We start from the raw sequence: 12,885 nt of genomic DNA on the forward strand, positions 1-12,885 counted from the left end.
GCAGAAAAGAATATCCATCCTGCATTTTTTTACCTCACAAAGCTAACAAGAAATAAGCGCAATGTCTTCACCAAAAACTTCCATTCTTGGTACTCAATTGTTAAAAAATCTAAATTTACAATTACCAAAAAGAATTAAAATTGAAGAAATAGCATTTAAATAGTAAGCCTATAAATAAAAACACCAGTATACGATTAGCGATTTAAAATATTTTACCTTTACCGGTATGTCAAAAGTAAAATTTTATTCTCTCGTCATTTTCCTTTTTTTTATGGGGATAAACAAAACAGGTTACAATCAAATTAATGCTGTAAATTGGGGCGTTTCAGACACAAACTTGTTCATCTCAAAAAACACAGACTATGGCACCGTACACGATTATTTAGCGCTTTACAATTATTCAGGGCAAGATTTGCAAATGCGCTGGGTAAAATATTTGGACAGTAATTGGCCAACTTGGTGGGGAATTTCCTTTACTGATCCTGCCAATTACCATACTAACATTTTAAACTTAGACAGTGCTGACTTTACGTTAACGGATCCTGTTGGTTTTTCAAATAAGTTAATCATAGGGGTCGATCATCAAGCTTATGCTTGGTATGCCACTGCACATTTTAAAGTTTTTCCTGTTTTACACCGAGAAGACACTTTATGGCTACACTACAACATTGAAATAGCACAGGGAAATGCTACGGCAACCATATCTCAAAATTTAAATAAATTTAAATGGCAGTATCTCCCATCCCTGCACCAAATAAATATGACAGGTAATTTAACCGCGCAAAAAAGCTTTACCCTATTCAATTTAGCTGGACAAAAAATAATGCAACAAACAATTACAACGAGCGCCTCCACCTACAATATAAAACTACCCCATTTAAAAACTGGCGTTTATTTTATACAATTAAGGGATAAAGAAGGGCTGATAATGGAGACCAAAAAATTCATTTTTTAGTTTAATCCACCATACTATAGGCTTGTAAGCTTTCATTTAAAAATTTCATTGCTTTTTCCTCTTCCACATGGCTAGCGGCTAAAACTGCCCCTTGCCAATTTGCTGCCCAAGCCCCATTGTTTAATGCTTTTAATTTTTTGGTTGGAATAGGTTCTCCATTCTGATAACCGGAAACATAAAAATACATAGCTGGCACCACCTGATCAGGAATAGCTAGACCAGCGCCAATGGAAATTGTTTTTTCGGCATTTACCAACGCATAAATACCCATATCAAAATGATGTGGCCATACCCTTATTGTAGTATCCAAATTGTTTTGCGCGATAAAATTTGAAAAAGCCGATTTGGCTATAGTTAATCGCTTTGCAAAATCCGCCACTTCTGAACCTATAAATTTAAACACCTTATCGGAAGTAATAATAGGATAAGGTAAATCATAATGAAAATGATATTCGAAGGGCGTTTTTAGATGGTGTTTTACCCCTTGGGCTTTCAACCATATCACATTTTCCGCGTGTGTTGATTTTTCAATATCTAAAACTTGCGTGATTTTTTTACCTTCAAACCACTCCAAATTACCTGTTTCTAAATTTAAGGCAACACGATTCTTATTCCGCCCAAAAACGTGTGTTGTTAATCTATTGGTATCCGATTCCCATCCTAAATTGGTATGACTATCGTCGGCTTTCACCGAAACAAAACAGATGGCAGCTGCTGCTAAATATTGGGATGCTAAATGTAACTCCTGAATGGTTTCTTTCATACTATTGTTTTTAACACTATAGTTCTTAAGACGTATTCAACATAAATACATTACAATTTAATAAAAAAAAAGCCACCTTTTGCAAGGTGGCTTCAAAATAAAATATTGGTTTAAATATTACTTTACACCTAATTTCTTTTTCATTGATTTTGTCAATGCATCTTTATGTAAAAAGATGTTGATTGTTTTATTTTTAAAGAATGCTTCTGAAGCATAAAAATATCCATCACAATCATTTGTTGTACCCCAAGAATTTTTAATCAACAAGTACTTTGTTCCTTTTTGATCCTTGTATAAACCAACTGCATGCATGCCATGATCGTCAGTTGTTTGCTTATTATCGTACCCTTTTTGACGAGAAGCTTGTGTAATCACTTCTTCTTCTACAGGCGCATCAAAACAAGATGCTTTTTTCTCTGATCCTTCATCAGAAAAGTTTTTGTTGTCTTTTCCGGAAACAAAAATGGAAGATTTATCTTTTGGTACAATGGCTAAACCAGCTTTATAATTAAAATATTTTTCTGACACATCAGAACCCCAAGCGAAAGTATATCCATTCATCAAAGCATCTTCAGCTACTTGCCAAAACTCATCTAAAGGCACGTTATAACTTGAAGCCCATGTCCAATTATCTGGCACTCTAATTGGTGCTTTTTCATAAAATGGATTGTGTGAAAATGAAGTCACTGAAATATAATCATCCATGTTCATGCCTAATTCATCTCTGTAAGTTATTGGATTCATTTTCTTTCCTTCAGATTCGAATTCAAATTCTTCCACATTACTTGGCACTGATCCTAAATAAGCATTTAAAATACCATCAATGGCTTTTACCCAAGCAGAAGACAATCCTTCTCCTCCTCTTAACTCTTTTGCTCTTTTTAAAACACCATCCATAGCACCCTTCAATACCTCTGAAAGTTCTGCATGTGTATGTTTTTCACTGCCATAATTTAATCCTTCATACGCTGTTAATGGCACAATTCCATACTGCTTGATTACCCAAGGAATATCGACAAAAGCACCACCTTCATCAAAATTAGCTTTTCCGTCTAAACGAATATAGTTAATGGCTTTTCCAATGTATGCAAATCTTGCAATCCACATTTGAGAAAGGATATGATCTCCCTTTCCCATTCTTTTTAATTCTGATTCGAAAAAAGACAAAGTTGAAAAACTCCAACAAGTCCCAGTATATCCTTGCGATAAAACAGGCGTTGCATCCAAATGTGCTAACTTTTCAAATTTGTATTCACTTCCTTCTTTGTTTGTTGAATACTCGGTTTGTGCAATACTTGTTAAACCAATTAACAAAAAGCTTGCAGCTATAATAATTCTCTTCATAGTTTGTTTTTGATAGACCTTAAAATTAAGGAATACTAAAGAGAAAACCACCAATAATTCATCCAAACTTTAGAAAAAACATGCTTAAAGGTGAGAATGCTGGTTAATCGGAGAAATTATTTACTTAAAATCCAAGTTGAAATATTATTCGCATTTAAATTAGCTTTGGCTTCTTTTGCGGAATCGATAGAATTGAAGCCACTAGTAGCCACACGATAAAGCCCTTTGTGTTTGTCTAAAATATACGCTTCATAACCTGCATCACTTAATTGTTCCATCAAGTTATAAGCATTTTCTTCTACTGAAAAACAACCTGCTATCAATTGGTATGCCGCCGCATGCACATCACTTGTCTTTACAGCAGTACTTGATTTAGCAATTTCAACATTTTCATTTTCGATTTTTAATTTATCTAATTTGACAGGAATATATAATTCTTCATCAAACTTAAAATTATAAACCTCTACAGAATTTGGCATTTCACTAATCAATTCCTCAAAGGACTTTCCTAAATGAATAGCCTCCACAGGTTTTGCTGCAACTCTTGTTCTGTAAGTTTGGTCGGCTTTAAAAGAATGAAAAGGATTAAAATCTGAAACTTGAATATTACCTGTTTCTAAGAAATCTGTTTTCATTGGAATCCAGTAAGTATAGAATAATAATGGAATAGCACATGCAACAGCTAAATAACCTAATCTTTTACCTACACTTCGTTCTCTTTGAATTGGAATAATTTTTTCATCCTTTTCTTCCAAAACTACTGCTTCTACTTTCTCCAACTTGTCGAATTCAAGAGCAGTTGCTTCTACAGGTACATTTAAAGGAATCACTTTTTCTAAAATTGGCGCTACCACCTTTTCTGCTTCAGCCGAAACAAATTGAACACTTGACAATCCGTATGCAGCCAACAATAAATTCACCTCTCTATTTTGCTCAAAAACAATATTCCCATCTTGCTCAAATAGATACCCAATTTCACCAAAATCTAGTCTTTTTTCCTCTTTTAACAGACGACGCCATGTTACAACCTTACTATCAATGGAAAGCAATGCATTTACATAGTTAACGCCCTCTTTTTCGACTACGTAATTAGCCAACAAACCATCATTACTTTGTAACTTAGCGTTGAATAAAACGTGCTTAGAAGGCGGTGTAATCTTTTGCTTAGCTGCATCAATCACTGCAGGGTTATAATTGGCAATAAAACCACCAAAATTAGGAACCACCACACAGTTGTTGTGGCGCAATAAATCAATTATGTGTTGGGCTAAATTCATCTTCAAACAAAAATACTAAAATAGTATTAATGATACGGTACAATGCTTGTTTTTGTTACCGCCAATTTCAAAAAAAAAACCTTCCCATGCTCAAACCTGCAAGCAACTTAACTCTAAACAGCTACAAATCATCAAACAACAATAACCTTATAGCAGTCACTTAAGGATAAAAGTTACTGCAAAGAAAGTCCAGAACGGACATAAAACACCCCATAAATTAAAAAGGATATTTTTATTAAAAAACCCTTATGCCCTGCTTTACTTTTTATTCCCCTTAATTTGATGGATACCCAAGACAGTCATTTAGGATTAAATCCGTAATTTTGTCGCCTGTATGAAACCAAAAATTCAAAAAAACAGTTTAATCATAGGTGCAATAGGCTTTTTCATTGGATATAGTATGACCAAAAGTTTTTTTGGTGGCATGATAATCGGGGCACTTGCTATCGCTTTTTCTGGCGCTTTTACCAATGACAACCATGCAAGTGCCAACTCTAATTCGGAAGCTAAACTCGACTACATCAACGAAATCCTTGCCTTGGTTTCTGTCATTTTGACCAATGATAAAAAACTATTGCAGTCGGAATTAAATTATGTAAAAAGGTTTTTAAACCACAACTTTAACGAAGAAGAAGCCCGTGATTACCTTTTAAAATTTAGAGAATATACGAAGAAAGACCTTTCCATTGATAAAATATGTGTCCGCTTAAACTACGCCTTAGATGGGGCTGGAAAAAGGCAAATTTTACACCTTATTATTGGTGCAGCAGTAGCTGATCGTGAACTTTCTGAAGCAGAGTTAAGGGACATTTACATTATTGGAAATAGATTAAATTTAAATCGATTAACCGTAGACTCTTTATTGTCGTTACACTCTTTTGAATTTAAAGGCAGTCGACAATACCAAGGACAAGGTCAGGGACAATACCAGCGTCAACAACAAAGCAGACCTAGAACTTCGGCTTCAAGTATTAATCAAGCCTATAAAATTTTAGAAATAACACCAAAAGCCACAGATGCTGAAATAAAAAAAGCATACCGTAGTTTGGCCATAATTTATCATCCCGACAAGGTTGCCAATATGGGAGAGAGCTTTCAGAAAAGTGCCAAGGAGAAATTTCAGAAAATAAATGGGGCTTACGAACAAATTAAAACTGTTAGGGGATTTAAGTAATCCATAAGATAAGCCCTACCTTTGCAAACAATAAAACAATAGTTTATGACATTTTGGAAAACATTTTTCGCTAGTTTATTAGCAACAATCGCTTCAGGCCTATTATTAATGGTCATCTTTTTTATGATTTTAGGTGCCATGGTTTCGGGAATTGACGGACTATTTGAAGCACCAAATAAGATTTTAAAGTCGAATGCTGTTTTACACATGAAACTCAACAGTAAAGTAGGTGATGTTTCTTATGCTTATATGGACCCTATGTCCTTTCAACCAATTGAACAAATGGGACTGGTAGATATTTTAAGTGCCATAAAAGCCGCAAAAACGGACAATAGAATTAAAGGAATTTATTTAAATGTTACTGCCAGTAATGTAGGAATGGCCTTGTTAAAAGAAATTAGAATCGCCTTAGAAGACTTCAAAAGCTCAGGAAAATTCCTTATTGCATATCAAGAAAACTACGACAACAAATCGTATTATTTAAGTTCAGTTGCCCAAGAGATTTACCAATACCCAACAGGTATGTTTGGCGTAACTGGTTTAGGTGCTGAAATTCCATTTATTAAAGGAACACTTGATTTATTAGGTGTTGAAATGCAAATAATCAGAGGGACAAACAATAAATTTAAAAGTGCCGTTGAACCTTTGATGTATACTCAAATGAGTGAAGCAAACCGCTTACAAACACAAAAATATTTGAATGCATTATGGAACGAGATCACACAATCTATTGAAATGAGTAGAAACATTTCTCAAGTAGAAATTAATCGCATTGTAGATTCTGTTTTAACCAGAACACCGCAGGATGCAGCTGACTTTAAATTTATAGACGCCGTAAAATACTATGATGAAGTAGCCAATATCATGCGTGAGAAATTAAGTATTTCTACCAGCGAAGACCTTAACCTATTTCCTTTTAGGGATTACGTAAAAAAGAAAAGAGCACATGACGCAAAATCAAATATTGCTGTTGTTTCATTAGAAGGTGAAATTGTAGATGGCAATGGTGTTACAGGACAAATTGGCGGAAATTCTTCCGCTGAATTAATCAGAAAAATTAGACAAGACAGTACTGTGAAAGCGGTGGTATTAAGGGTGAACTCAGGTGGAGGTAGTGCCTTGGCAAGTGATTTAATATGGCGTGAAGTTGAATTGACAAAAGCGGTTAAACCAGTAGTTGTTTCTATGGGTAATGTAGCTGCTTCGGGTGGTTACTATGTGGCTTGTGGCGCCAATAGAATATTCGCACAGGAAAATACCATAACTGGATCCATTGGTGTGTTTGGGGTAATTCCTTACACTGGTGATGTGATGAAAGAAAAATTAGGCGTAACCTTCGATCATGTTCAAACCAATGCGCACAGTGTATTGTCACTAAACAAAAGATTAACTGCAGGAGAATTAAAAATAATCCAACATGGGGTAGACGATATTTACTTAGACTTTATTACCAAAGTAGGGTTGGGTAGAAACATGACCACTGCACAAGTGGACAGCATTGGACAAGGTAGAGTTTGGGCCGGTACGGATGCCATTAACATTGGTTTAATTGATGAATTTGGTGGCTTAAATGATGCCATTCAATACGCTGCTTCATTAATTGGCGTAGACAGTACAAGTGACATTGAAACTAGGATTGAAACCACCAATAAAACAGATAAGTTCATGCAATTAATTCAAAATATGAATGATGGTGGTGTGCAAATGCCAACTTCTACCTTACAGACTAGATTGCAAGAAATTTACCACTTTTTAAGTCAATTGGAACAAGCCAAAGGTGTTCAAGCTAGAATGCCTTACTTACTTTGGATAGACTAAATGCAACCTAATTTTATTTTGACATTCGAATACCCTATCTTTAAGCAGTGAAAAAAATCCTTATTGTTCGTTTTAGTTCTATTGGAGACATTGTACTCACCACTCCTGTGGTTAGATGCATAAAAGCAACTTATCCTGATGTAACCATTCATTACTTGACAAAGATTGTTTACACTTCCATTTTAGAAAACAACCCATACATTGATAAGGTGATTGGGATGGAAAAAGAAATTGATACTTTGTTGCCCGAGTTAAAAGCGGAGCAATATGACTTTGTCGTGGATTTACACCATAATTTAAGGACCAAAAGACTCAAATTAGCCCTTCAAAGAAAATCTGCCACCTTTCCAAAATTAAATTTTCAAAAATTTATATTGACTAAATTAAAGGTGAATTTAATGCCAGACATTCACATTGTAGATCGTTATTTTAAGGCTGTAAAAAAAATTGGGGTTGAAAATGACGGAAAAGGATTGGACTTTTTCATAGCCAAAAAAGACCAGGTCAATACAAAGGATTTTCACTTACCTGAAAATTATGTGGCCTTTGCAATTGGTGCACAATTTTGCACCAAAAGAATGCCCGTAGAATCCATCATTGAAATGGTGTCGAAAATTAACGAGACGGTAGTATTATTGGGTGGAGCTGGCGACATGAAGGCTGGAAAAAAAATAAGTAATTATTGTAAAAATGTCATTGACCTCACCGGTCAAATCAACTTGAACCAGTCGGCAAGTATTTTGCAACAAGCCAAAAAAGTAATATCACACGACACCGGCTTAATGCACATTGCTGCCGCCTTTCAAAAACCGATTATTTCTATTTGGGGAAACACCGTTCCCGAATTGGGCATGTATCCTTATTTGCCAGAAAAAAAATCGAATTACTCCATTTATGAAGTGCTGGACTTAAAATGTCGACCTTGCTCAAAAATTGGCTATCAAGCTTGTCCCAAAGGTCATTTTAATTGCATGATCAAACAAGACCTCAACGCCATTGCGAAGGAGGTAAATGCATGAGTTTCGTTAGGGGTTGAAGTGTCCGTTCGTCCCGATAGCTATCGGGAGTCCCTACTGTTTCGGTAGAATTGTAAAAATAGATGCTAGATTCTAGAAGCTAGATACTAGACTTTGGACAGAAAACTGAAGGCCAAAAAAAAAATCAAATTCCAAAAACCAGTTGTCCGTTCGTCCCGATAGCTATCGGGAGTCCCTACAGTTTCGGTCAAATTGTAGACTAAACGTATCGAGAACATTTTGGAAAAAAGATGTTAGCACCTATCCAATTCCATCACCGCTCAATTTCAATTTTAACTTCCTTATCCTCGTATTCCTCGGTTGTATTGCTCACAAAAACCATTCGGTCTTTTTTATGAACGTCTACCGTATATTTGCCAGTTAAGTAGTAGGCAAAGTAATCTAAGGTATCTAATAAATTACCATCTACCTCCTCTTTTTGCTGCACATAACTTAAATAAAACGATTCCCCTTTGTCTCGGAATTGCCATTCAAAAACGGCGTCTCCTTCCCCATCTATCCATTTGGCATTGGGTACCGAATCATAAATATCAACGTCAGTTGTAATCTGCCAATGCCCTTTTGGTGCCAACACTTCATCATCTACTGTTATTGCGGTAACATTCCAAGTCTGCCCTTTCATGAGCTTACTTGAAAAGCGCTTTTCTTTGTTGCAGGCTAGCATTGTCAATGCAACAATAAATATTATATATTTTTTCATTTTATTTTGTTTTATAAAAACACTTATTAAATTAAATAGCACAAATATTTTATTTTACTTTTTCTATCGTAAATCCTTATAGCTTTCTCCCTTCTAAGTGATATTCTGGTGGTGGATCATTTAACCCTTCTATTTTTAAAAGCTCAATTTCAACAATCCCATCCATTCGGTGATGCATTCTTTGAACACTATATCCTTCTCCTGATTGAAAAAATATTTGGCGATATGTAATGCGCCAGGTTCCATCCAACTCTAAGTCGGTATTGTTATGACCCATGCCGTAAAGTAATGCCCTATCATACCCCACGCCATCTTCTCCATTAGCTTTCAATTCAACAACAACATCAATGGAGTCTTGTCCTGGTTTTAAATGGTCCTTAAATCTAAATGTCCCTTCAAACAAATGATTGTAATTATGGTAATAATCAAAACTATTAAAATCTACCAAAGTTAAACTCTTAATAATTGAATCATAGCCATCATCATTCGGAAAACATACTAAATTTGGGGCTTTTTTTACTACTAGAGTCATAGGCAATTGCTGCCCAATTAATTGGGAACCTTCCATTTTACGAGTAAAGTTTTTTTCGTGAATTACCTCACTACCAATATACCAAGTATATTCCGCGTTCGTATCCTTAGCTTCAAAATAAACATATGACCCTTCAAATGTAGTATCCGTTTCTGTTCTATAATCAAAGAGCGCCGGCACGGTACTAGCTAAATCCTCCATTGTAAAATCAGCACTCACTTCTTCAGCACAGCTACAATTTTTATTAAACTCAGCAATTTCAGCTTGGTCTTTGTTGCAGGCTAGCATTGTCAATGCAACAAAAAATATGATAGATTTTCTCATAATTTTATATTTTCCTTCCTAAGTATTGTCTTTTAGCATATCCTGGATAATCTGGATGATGAAAAAATTCAAAATTCATTTCTACCATCCCATCCATTTTTACATGAACATCTCCTTTCATAGCATCACATTGTGAAGTACTCACCCCATCAAAACCCCACATTTGACGGTAATTTCTGTCAGTTGGTCGAGCTTGTTGAATGCAGCTACTACCCATTCCATCATAATTAGTTATATTAAAATAAGCCTTTGGAGGGATATAGGTTATATCAATATTAATATCAAAACTATCGGGGAGATGTTCAGACTTTACCCTAAAATTTCCTTCTATAGGTCCTACTATAGCATCTGGACTATTCCATATAGGAAGATTGGATACATGTAAATATTTGGTAATAGAGTCATACCCATCATCATTAGGCAAACAAATTTTATTGGGTGGTTTTTTTACAACTAAGGTGATGGGCAAGTTCCCGCCAGCTAAGCTTTCATCAAAATACTTTTGCACCACGCTATCAGTTAAAATCTCAGTTCCCATATACCAAGTATATACAGCATTTTTTTCTATTGGTGTAAACCTTACATTTTTTTCTTTATGTATAGTATCGGTTTCAGTATACCTCACATTTATACCTGGATAAGTAAGTTCTTCCATCATAAACTCCGCCGTCACTTCCTTGGCGCAACTACAATTTTTATTAAACTCCGCTATTTCTGCTTGGTCTTTTTTGCAAGCGGTACACGTAATCGCAACAATAAAAAGTAAGGTAATGACTCTCATAACTGAACAAATAAAATTCTCTTCACAATATAATAAATAATTTTAAAGGCCTGTTCTTAATTGTTTTATGAATTTTTTACCCTAATCAGGATTAATAGCCACTTTAATTGCATGATCAAACAAGACCTCAACGCCATTGCCAAGGAGGTAAATGCATGATTTTAGTTAGGGGTTGAAGTGTCCGTTCGTCCCGATAGCTATCGGGAGTCCCTACTGTTTCGGTAGAATTGTAAAAATAGATGCTAGATTCTAGAAGCTAGATACTAGACTTTGGACAGACAACTTTACCCAAAAAACCACTTAGCCACCCTAAAGGTATTGGCATGTGCTTCTACAATGTCTTTGATGTGTACAGAATAGCCACCACCCATGCTCACCGCAATGGGAATTTGTCTTTTGTGACAGGCTTCAAAAACCATTTCATCTCTTTTTTTACACCCTGCAATACTCACCCCTAATCGACCGAGTTTATCGGTAGACAAAATATCCACCCCACTGAGGTAAAGTACAATGTCGGGTTTTACTTTTTCAATAAGGGGAATGAGTTCCACTGCTAAGGTGGCTAAATATTCGGCATCTGCTATTTTATCCGGCACACCAACGTCCAAGTCGGAGGCTTCTTTTTTAAGTGGATAGTTATGCGCCCCATGCATAGAAAATGTATACACTTCTGGACGGTTTTCAAAAATTTTAGCCGTTCCATTGCCTTGGTGTACATCCAAGTCAATGATTAATATTTGCTTTACTTTTTGATGGTACAATAATTCATTGGCAGTAATGGCAAAGTCATTAAAAATGCAGAACCCTTCTCCCCTTTCCGCATAGGCGTGATGGGTACCGCCAGCAATGTTTAAGGCACAACCATTTTCAAGGGCGTACAAGGCACATTCTAAAGTTCCTTTTGAAATGTACCGTCCCCTGTTAATTAAAGCCGGATGATAAGGAAATCCCATGGCCCGAATTTCTTTTTTCGTCAAGGTTCCTTCCTTCAATTTTTGCCAATATGCGGCAGTATGTGTCCTTAATATTTCAGCTTCACTTAAAAAACGGGGTGCAAAAAAATCTCCCTCCGTCAAGGTACCTTCCAATATTAATTGTTGCGGCAATAGGTCGTATTTTTCCATGGGAAAACGGTGACCTTCTGGCAAGCGATTGTAGGAATAAACTGGTGAAAAAGCCACTTTCATGGCCCTTATAATTTTTTAATTTTACTAAACAAGTCCCACAAAACAACGCCTGTACAGACAGAAATATTTAAGGAATGTTTGGTGCCTATTTGTGGAATTTCAATAATGGTGTCACTCTGGTCAATCACCGATTGCTGCACTCCATCTACTTCATTCCCCATAATTACGGCATACCTTTGTCCTTTTACGGGTTGAAACTCATCTAACATTACCGAGTTTTCCGTTTGTTCTATTGACAGACAATGGATGTTTTCTGCTTTTAATTGCTCCATTAATGCATTGGTATCTGCAACATGTTCCCACGCCACCGACTCGGTAGCACCAATGGCTGTTTTATGAATGTCGCGGTGAGGAGGTGTAGCGGTAATGCCACAGAGATAAATCTTTTCAATCCTAAAAGCATCTCCAGATCTAAAAACGGAACCAATATTGTTCAAACTTCGAATATTGTCTAGCACCACAATCAAAGGTGATTTTTCTTCTTCTTTAAAGTCGGCAATCGACAACCTTCCGAGTTCTTGTAATTTTAATTTTCTGTGGTCTGACATAGCAATTTACTTTCCTTTTCTAATCATAGAAAACGTCAACATGGTATTGACAACATTCTTGAGTTTAACCGGCGGCTCACCGCCATCAAAACTGGCAGATTGATAAGTACTGTCCTTGGTTTTAAAAATCAAATAAGCATAGGGTGCTGCATCTACCTTTCTTCTGTGGGTAGGCGATTTGATGGTATCTACACCATTTAAATCAATCGATTTTCCTACTTTGGACAAGGCTTTCCATTCTCCTTTAGAAAATTCCATGGCATTTTTTACCGAACCATGCCTATCCATTTTAACCTCGAAAATTGAATCTGTATTTATTTGTATACTGCTACTTCCACCCATACTTCCTGTTACGTAAGTATATGAAACTATTTTGGGACTACAGCTGAACAAAAAAAACAATCCGAATAAAAAAAATAGACTTTTAAAATGCATACACTTATTT

Annotated in this window: 13 protein-coding genes; 4 read left to right on the plus strand and 9 right to left on the minus strand. The window is 35.8% G+C overall.

Translation table 11 applies throughout. From position 1 onward, the window contains the following. Positions 1 to 226: 226 nt before the first annotated feature. Positions 227 to 955, plus strand: coding sequence for a T9SS type A sorting domain-containing protein (locus DNU06_RS02735; protein ID WP_111061663.1), 729 nt, complete (start codon positions 227 to 229; stop codon positions 953 to 955). Position 956: 1 nt separating this feature from the next. On the opposite strand, the gene DNU06_RS02740 is transcribed toward DNU06_RS02735, so the two are convergent. From DNU06_RS02740 to DNU06_RS02750, 3 genes are all read right to left on the minus strand, one after another. Next, entirely contained in the window at positions 957 to 1,718 is a 762-nt protein-coding gene (locus DNU06_RS02740; RefSeq protein WP_111061664.1) for a hypothetical protein, read from the minus strand. 117 nt (positions 1,719 to 1,835) lie between these two features. Then, positions 1,836 to 3,062, minus strand: a complete 1,227-nt coding sequence (locus tag DNU06_RS02745; protein ID WP_111061665.1) for a C1 family peptidase — start codon at positions 3,060 to 3,062, stop codon at positions 1,836 to 1,838. A 116-nt stretch (positions 3,063 to 3,178) separates the two neighbouring features. Next, on the minus strand, positions 3,179 to 4,339 hold the full coding sequence (locus DNU06_RS02750; protein WP_111061666.1) for an HU domain-containing protein: 1,161 nt from the start codon (positions 4,337 to 4,339) through the stop codon (positions 3,179 to 3,181). 334 nt (positions 4,340 to 4,673) lie between these two features. Between DNU06_RS02750 and DNU06_RS18000 the strand changes: the two genes are divergently transcribed. Genes DNU06_RS18000 through DNU06_RS02765 form a run of 3 tightly spaced genes read left to right on the plus strand, consistent with a single transcriptional unit; the run spans position 4,674 to position 8,350 of the window. Then, positions 4,674 to 5,513 carry a DnaJ domain-containing protein gene (locus DNU06_RS18000; RefSeq protein WP_111061667.1) on the plus strand — a complete coding sequence of 280 codons (840 nt, stop codon included), beginning with the start codon at positions 4,674 to 4,676 and terminating at the stop codon, positions 5,511 to 5,513. A gap of 45 nt (positions 5,514 to 5,558) precedes the next feature. Further along, positions 5,559 to 7,331: a signal peptide peptidase SppA gene (sppA, locus tag DNU06_RS02760; RefSeq protein ID WP_111061668.1), complete on the plus strand. Its 1,773-nt coding sequence runs from the start codon at positions 5,559 to 5,561 to the stop codon at positions 7,329 to 7,331. 47 nt (positions 7,332 to 7,378) lie between these two features. Next, entirely contained in the window at positions 7,379 to 8,350 is a 972-nt protein-coding gene (locus tag DNU06_RS02765; RefSeq protein ID WP_111061669.1) for a glycosyltransferase family 9 protein, read from the plus strand. Positions 8,351 to 8,621: 271 nt separating this feature from the next. On the opposite strand, the gene DNU06_RS02770 is transcribed toward DNU06_RS02765, so the two are convergent. From DNU06_RS02770 to DNU06_RS02795, 6 genes are all read right to left on the minus strand, one after another. After that, the gene (locus tag DNU06_RS02770; protein WP_111061670.1) at positions 8,622 to 9,068 is read right to left on the minus strand and encodes a hypothetical protein; all 447 of its coding nucleotides are present in this window, start codon (positions 9,066 to 9,068) and stop codon (positions 8,622 to 8,624) included. 76 nt (positions 9,069 to 9,144) lie between these two features. Next, positions 9,145 to 9,924, minus strand: coding sequence for a hypothetical protein (locus DNU06_RS02775; RefSeq protein ID WP_146239128.1), 780 nt, complete (start codon positions 9,922 to 9,924; stop codon positions 9,145 to 9,147). A gap of 4 nt (positions 9,925 to 9,928) precedes the next feature. Continuing rightward, positions 9,929 to 10,705, minus strand: a complete 777-nt coding sequence (locus DNU06_RS02780; RefSeq protein ID WP_111061672.1) for a hypothetical protein — start codon at positions 10,703 to 10,705, stop codon at positions 9,929 to 9,931. Positions 10,706 to 10,989: 284 nt separating this feature from the next. Next, positions 10,990 to 11,892 carry a histone deacetylase family protein gene (locus DNU06_RS02785; RefSeq protein ID WP_111061673.1) on the minus strand — a complete coding sequence of 301 codons (903 nt, stop codon included), beginning with the start codon at positions 11,890 to 11,892 and terminating at the stop codon, positions 10,990 to 10,992. A gap of 5 nt (positions 11,893 to 11,897) precedes the next feature. After that, positions 11,898 to 12,440 (minus strand): RNA methyltransferase, encoded by a 543-nt coding sequence (locus DNU06_RS02790; RefSeq protein ID WP_111061674.1) that lies wholly within the window; start codon positions 12,438 to 12,440, stop codon positions 11,898 to 11,900. Positions 12,441 to 12,446: 6 nt separating this feature from the next. Then, positions 12,447 to 12,875: a hypothetical protein gene (locus DNU06_RS02795; RefSeq protein ID WP_146239129.1), complete on the minus strand. Its 429-nt coding sequence runs from the start codon at positions 12,873 to 12,875 to the stop codon at positions 12,447 to 12,449. Positions 12,876 to 12,885 lie beyond the last annotated feature (10 nt).

Source organism: Putridiphycobacter roseus (genome assembly GCF_003234935.1).
Taxonomy (GTDB): domain Bacteria; phylum Bacteroidota; class Bacteroidia; order Flavobacteriales_D; family Crocinitomicaceae; genus Putridiphycobacter; species Putridiphycobacter roseus.

Excerpts from the sequence above, each read along its gene's own strand:
- DNU06_RS02735 (WP_111061663.1), top strand. The coding sequence starts at position 227 with ATGTCAAAAGTAAAATTTTATTCTCTCGTCATTTTCCTTTTTTTTATG.
- DNU06_RS02740 (WP_111061664.1), bottom strand. The coding sequence starts at position 1,718 with ATGAAAGAAACCATTCAGGAGTTACATTTAGCATCCCAATATTTAGCA.
- DNU06_RS02745 (WP_111061665.1), bottom strand. The coding sequence starts at position 3,062 with ATGAAGAGAATTATTATAGCTGCAAGCTTTTTGTTAATTGGTTTAACA.
- DNU06_RS02750 (WP_111061666.1), bottom strand. The coding sequence starts at position 4,339 with ATGAATTTAGCCCAACACATAATTGATTTATTGCGCCACAACAACTGT.
- DNU06_RS18000 (WP_111061667.1), top strand. The coding sequence starts at position 4,674 with ATGAAACCAAAAATTCAAAAAAACAGTTTAATCATAGGTGCAATAGGC.
- sppA (WP_111061668.1), top strand. The coding sequence starts at position 5,559 with ATGACATTTTGGAAAACATTTTTCGCTAGTTTATTAGCAACAATCGCT.
- DNU06_RS02770 (WP_111061670.1), bottom strand. The coding sequence starts at position 9,068 with ATGAAAAAATATATAATATTTATTGTTGCATTGACAATGCTAGCCTGC.
- DNU06_RS02775 (WP_146239128.1), bottom strand. The coding sequence starts at position 9,924 with ATGAGAAAATCTATCATATTTTTTGTTGCATTGACAATGCTAGCCTGC.
- DNU06_RS02780 (WP_111061672.1), bottom strand. The coding sequence starts at position 10,705 with ATGAGAGTCATTACCTTACTTTTTATTGTTGCGATTACGTGTACCGCT.
- DNU06_RS02785 (WP_111061673.1), bottom strand. The coding sequence starts at position 11,892 with ATGAAAGTGGCTTTTTCACCAGTTTATTCCTACAATCGCTTGCCAGAA.
- DNU06_RS02790 (WP_111061674.1), bottom strand. The coding sequence starts at position 12,440 with ATGTCAGACCACAGAAAATTAAAATTACAAGAACTCGGAAGGTTGTCG.
- DNU06_RS02795 (WP_146239129.1), bottom strand. The coding sequence starts at position 12,875 with ATGCATTTTAAAAGTCTATTTTTTTTATTCGGATTGTTTTTTTTGTTC.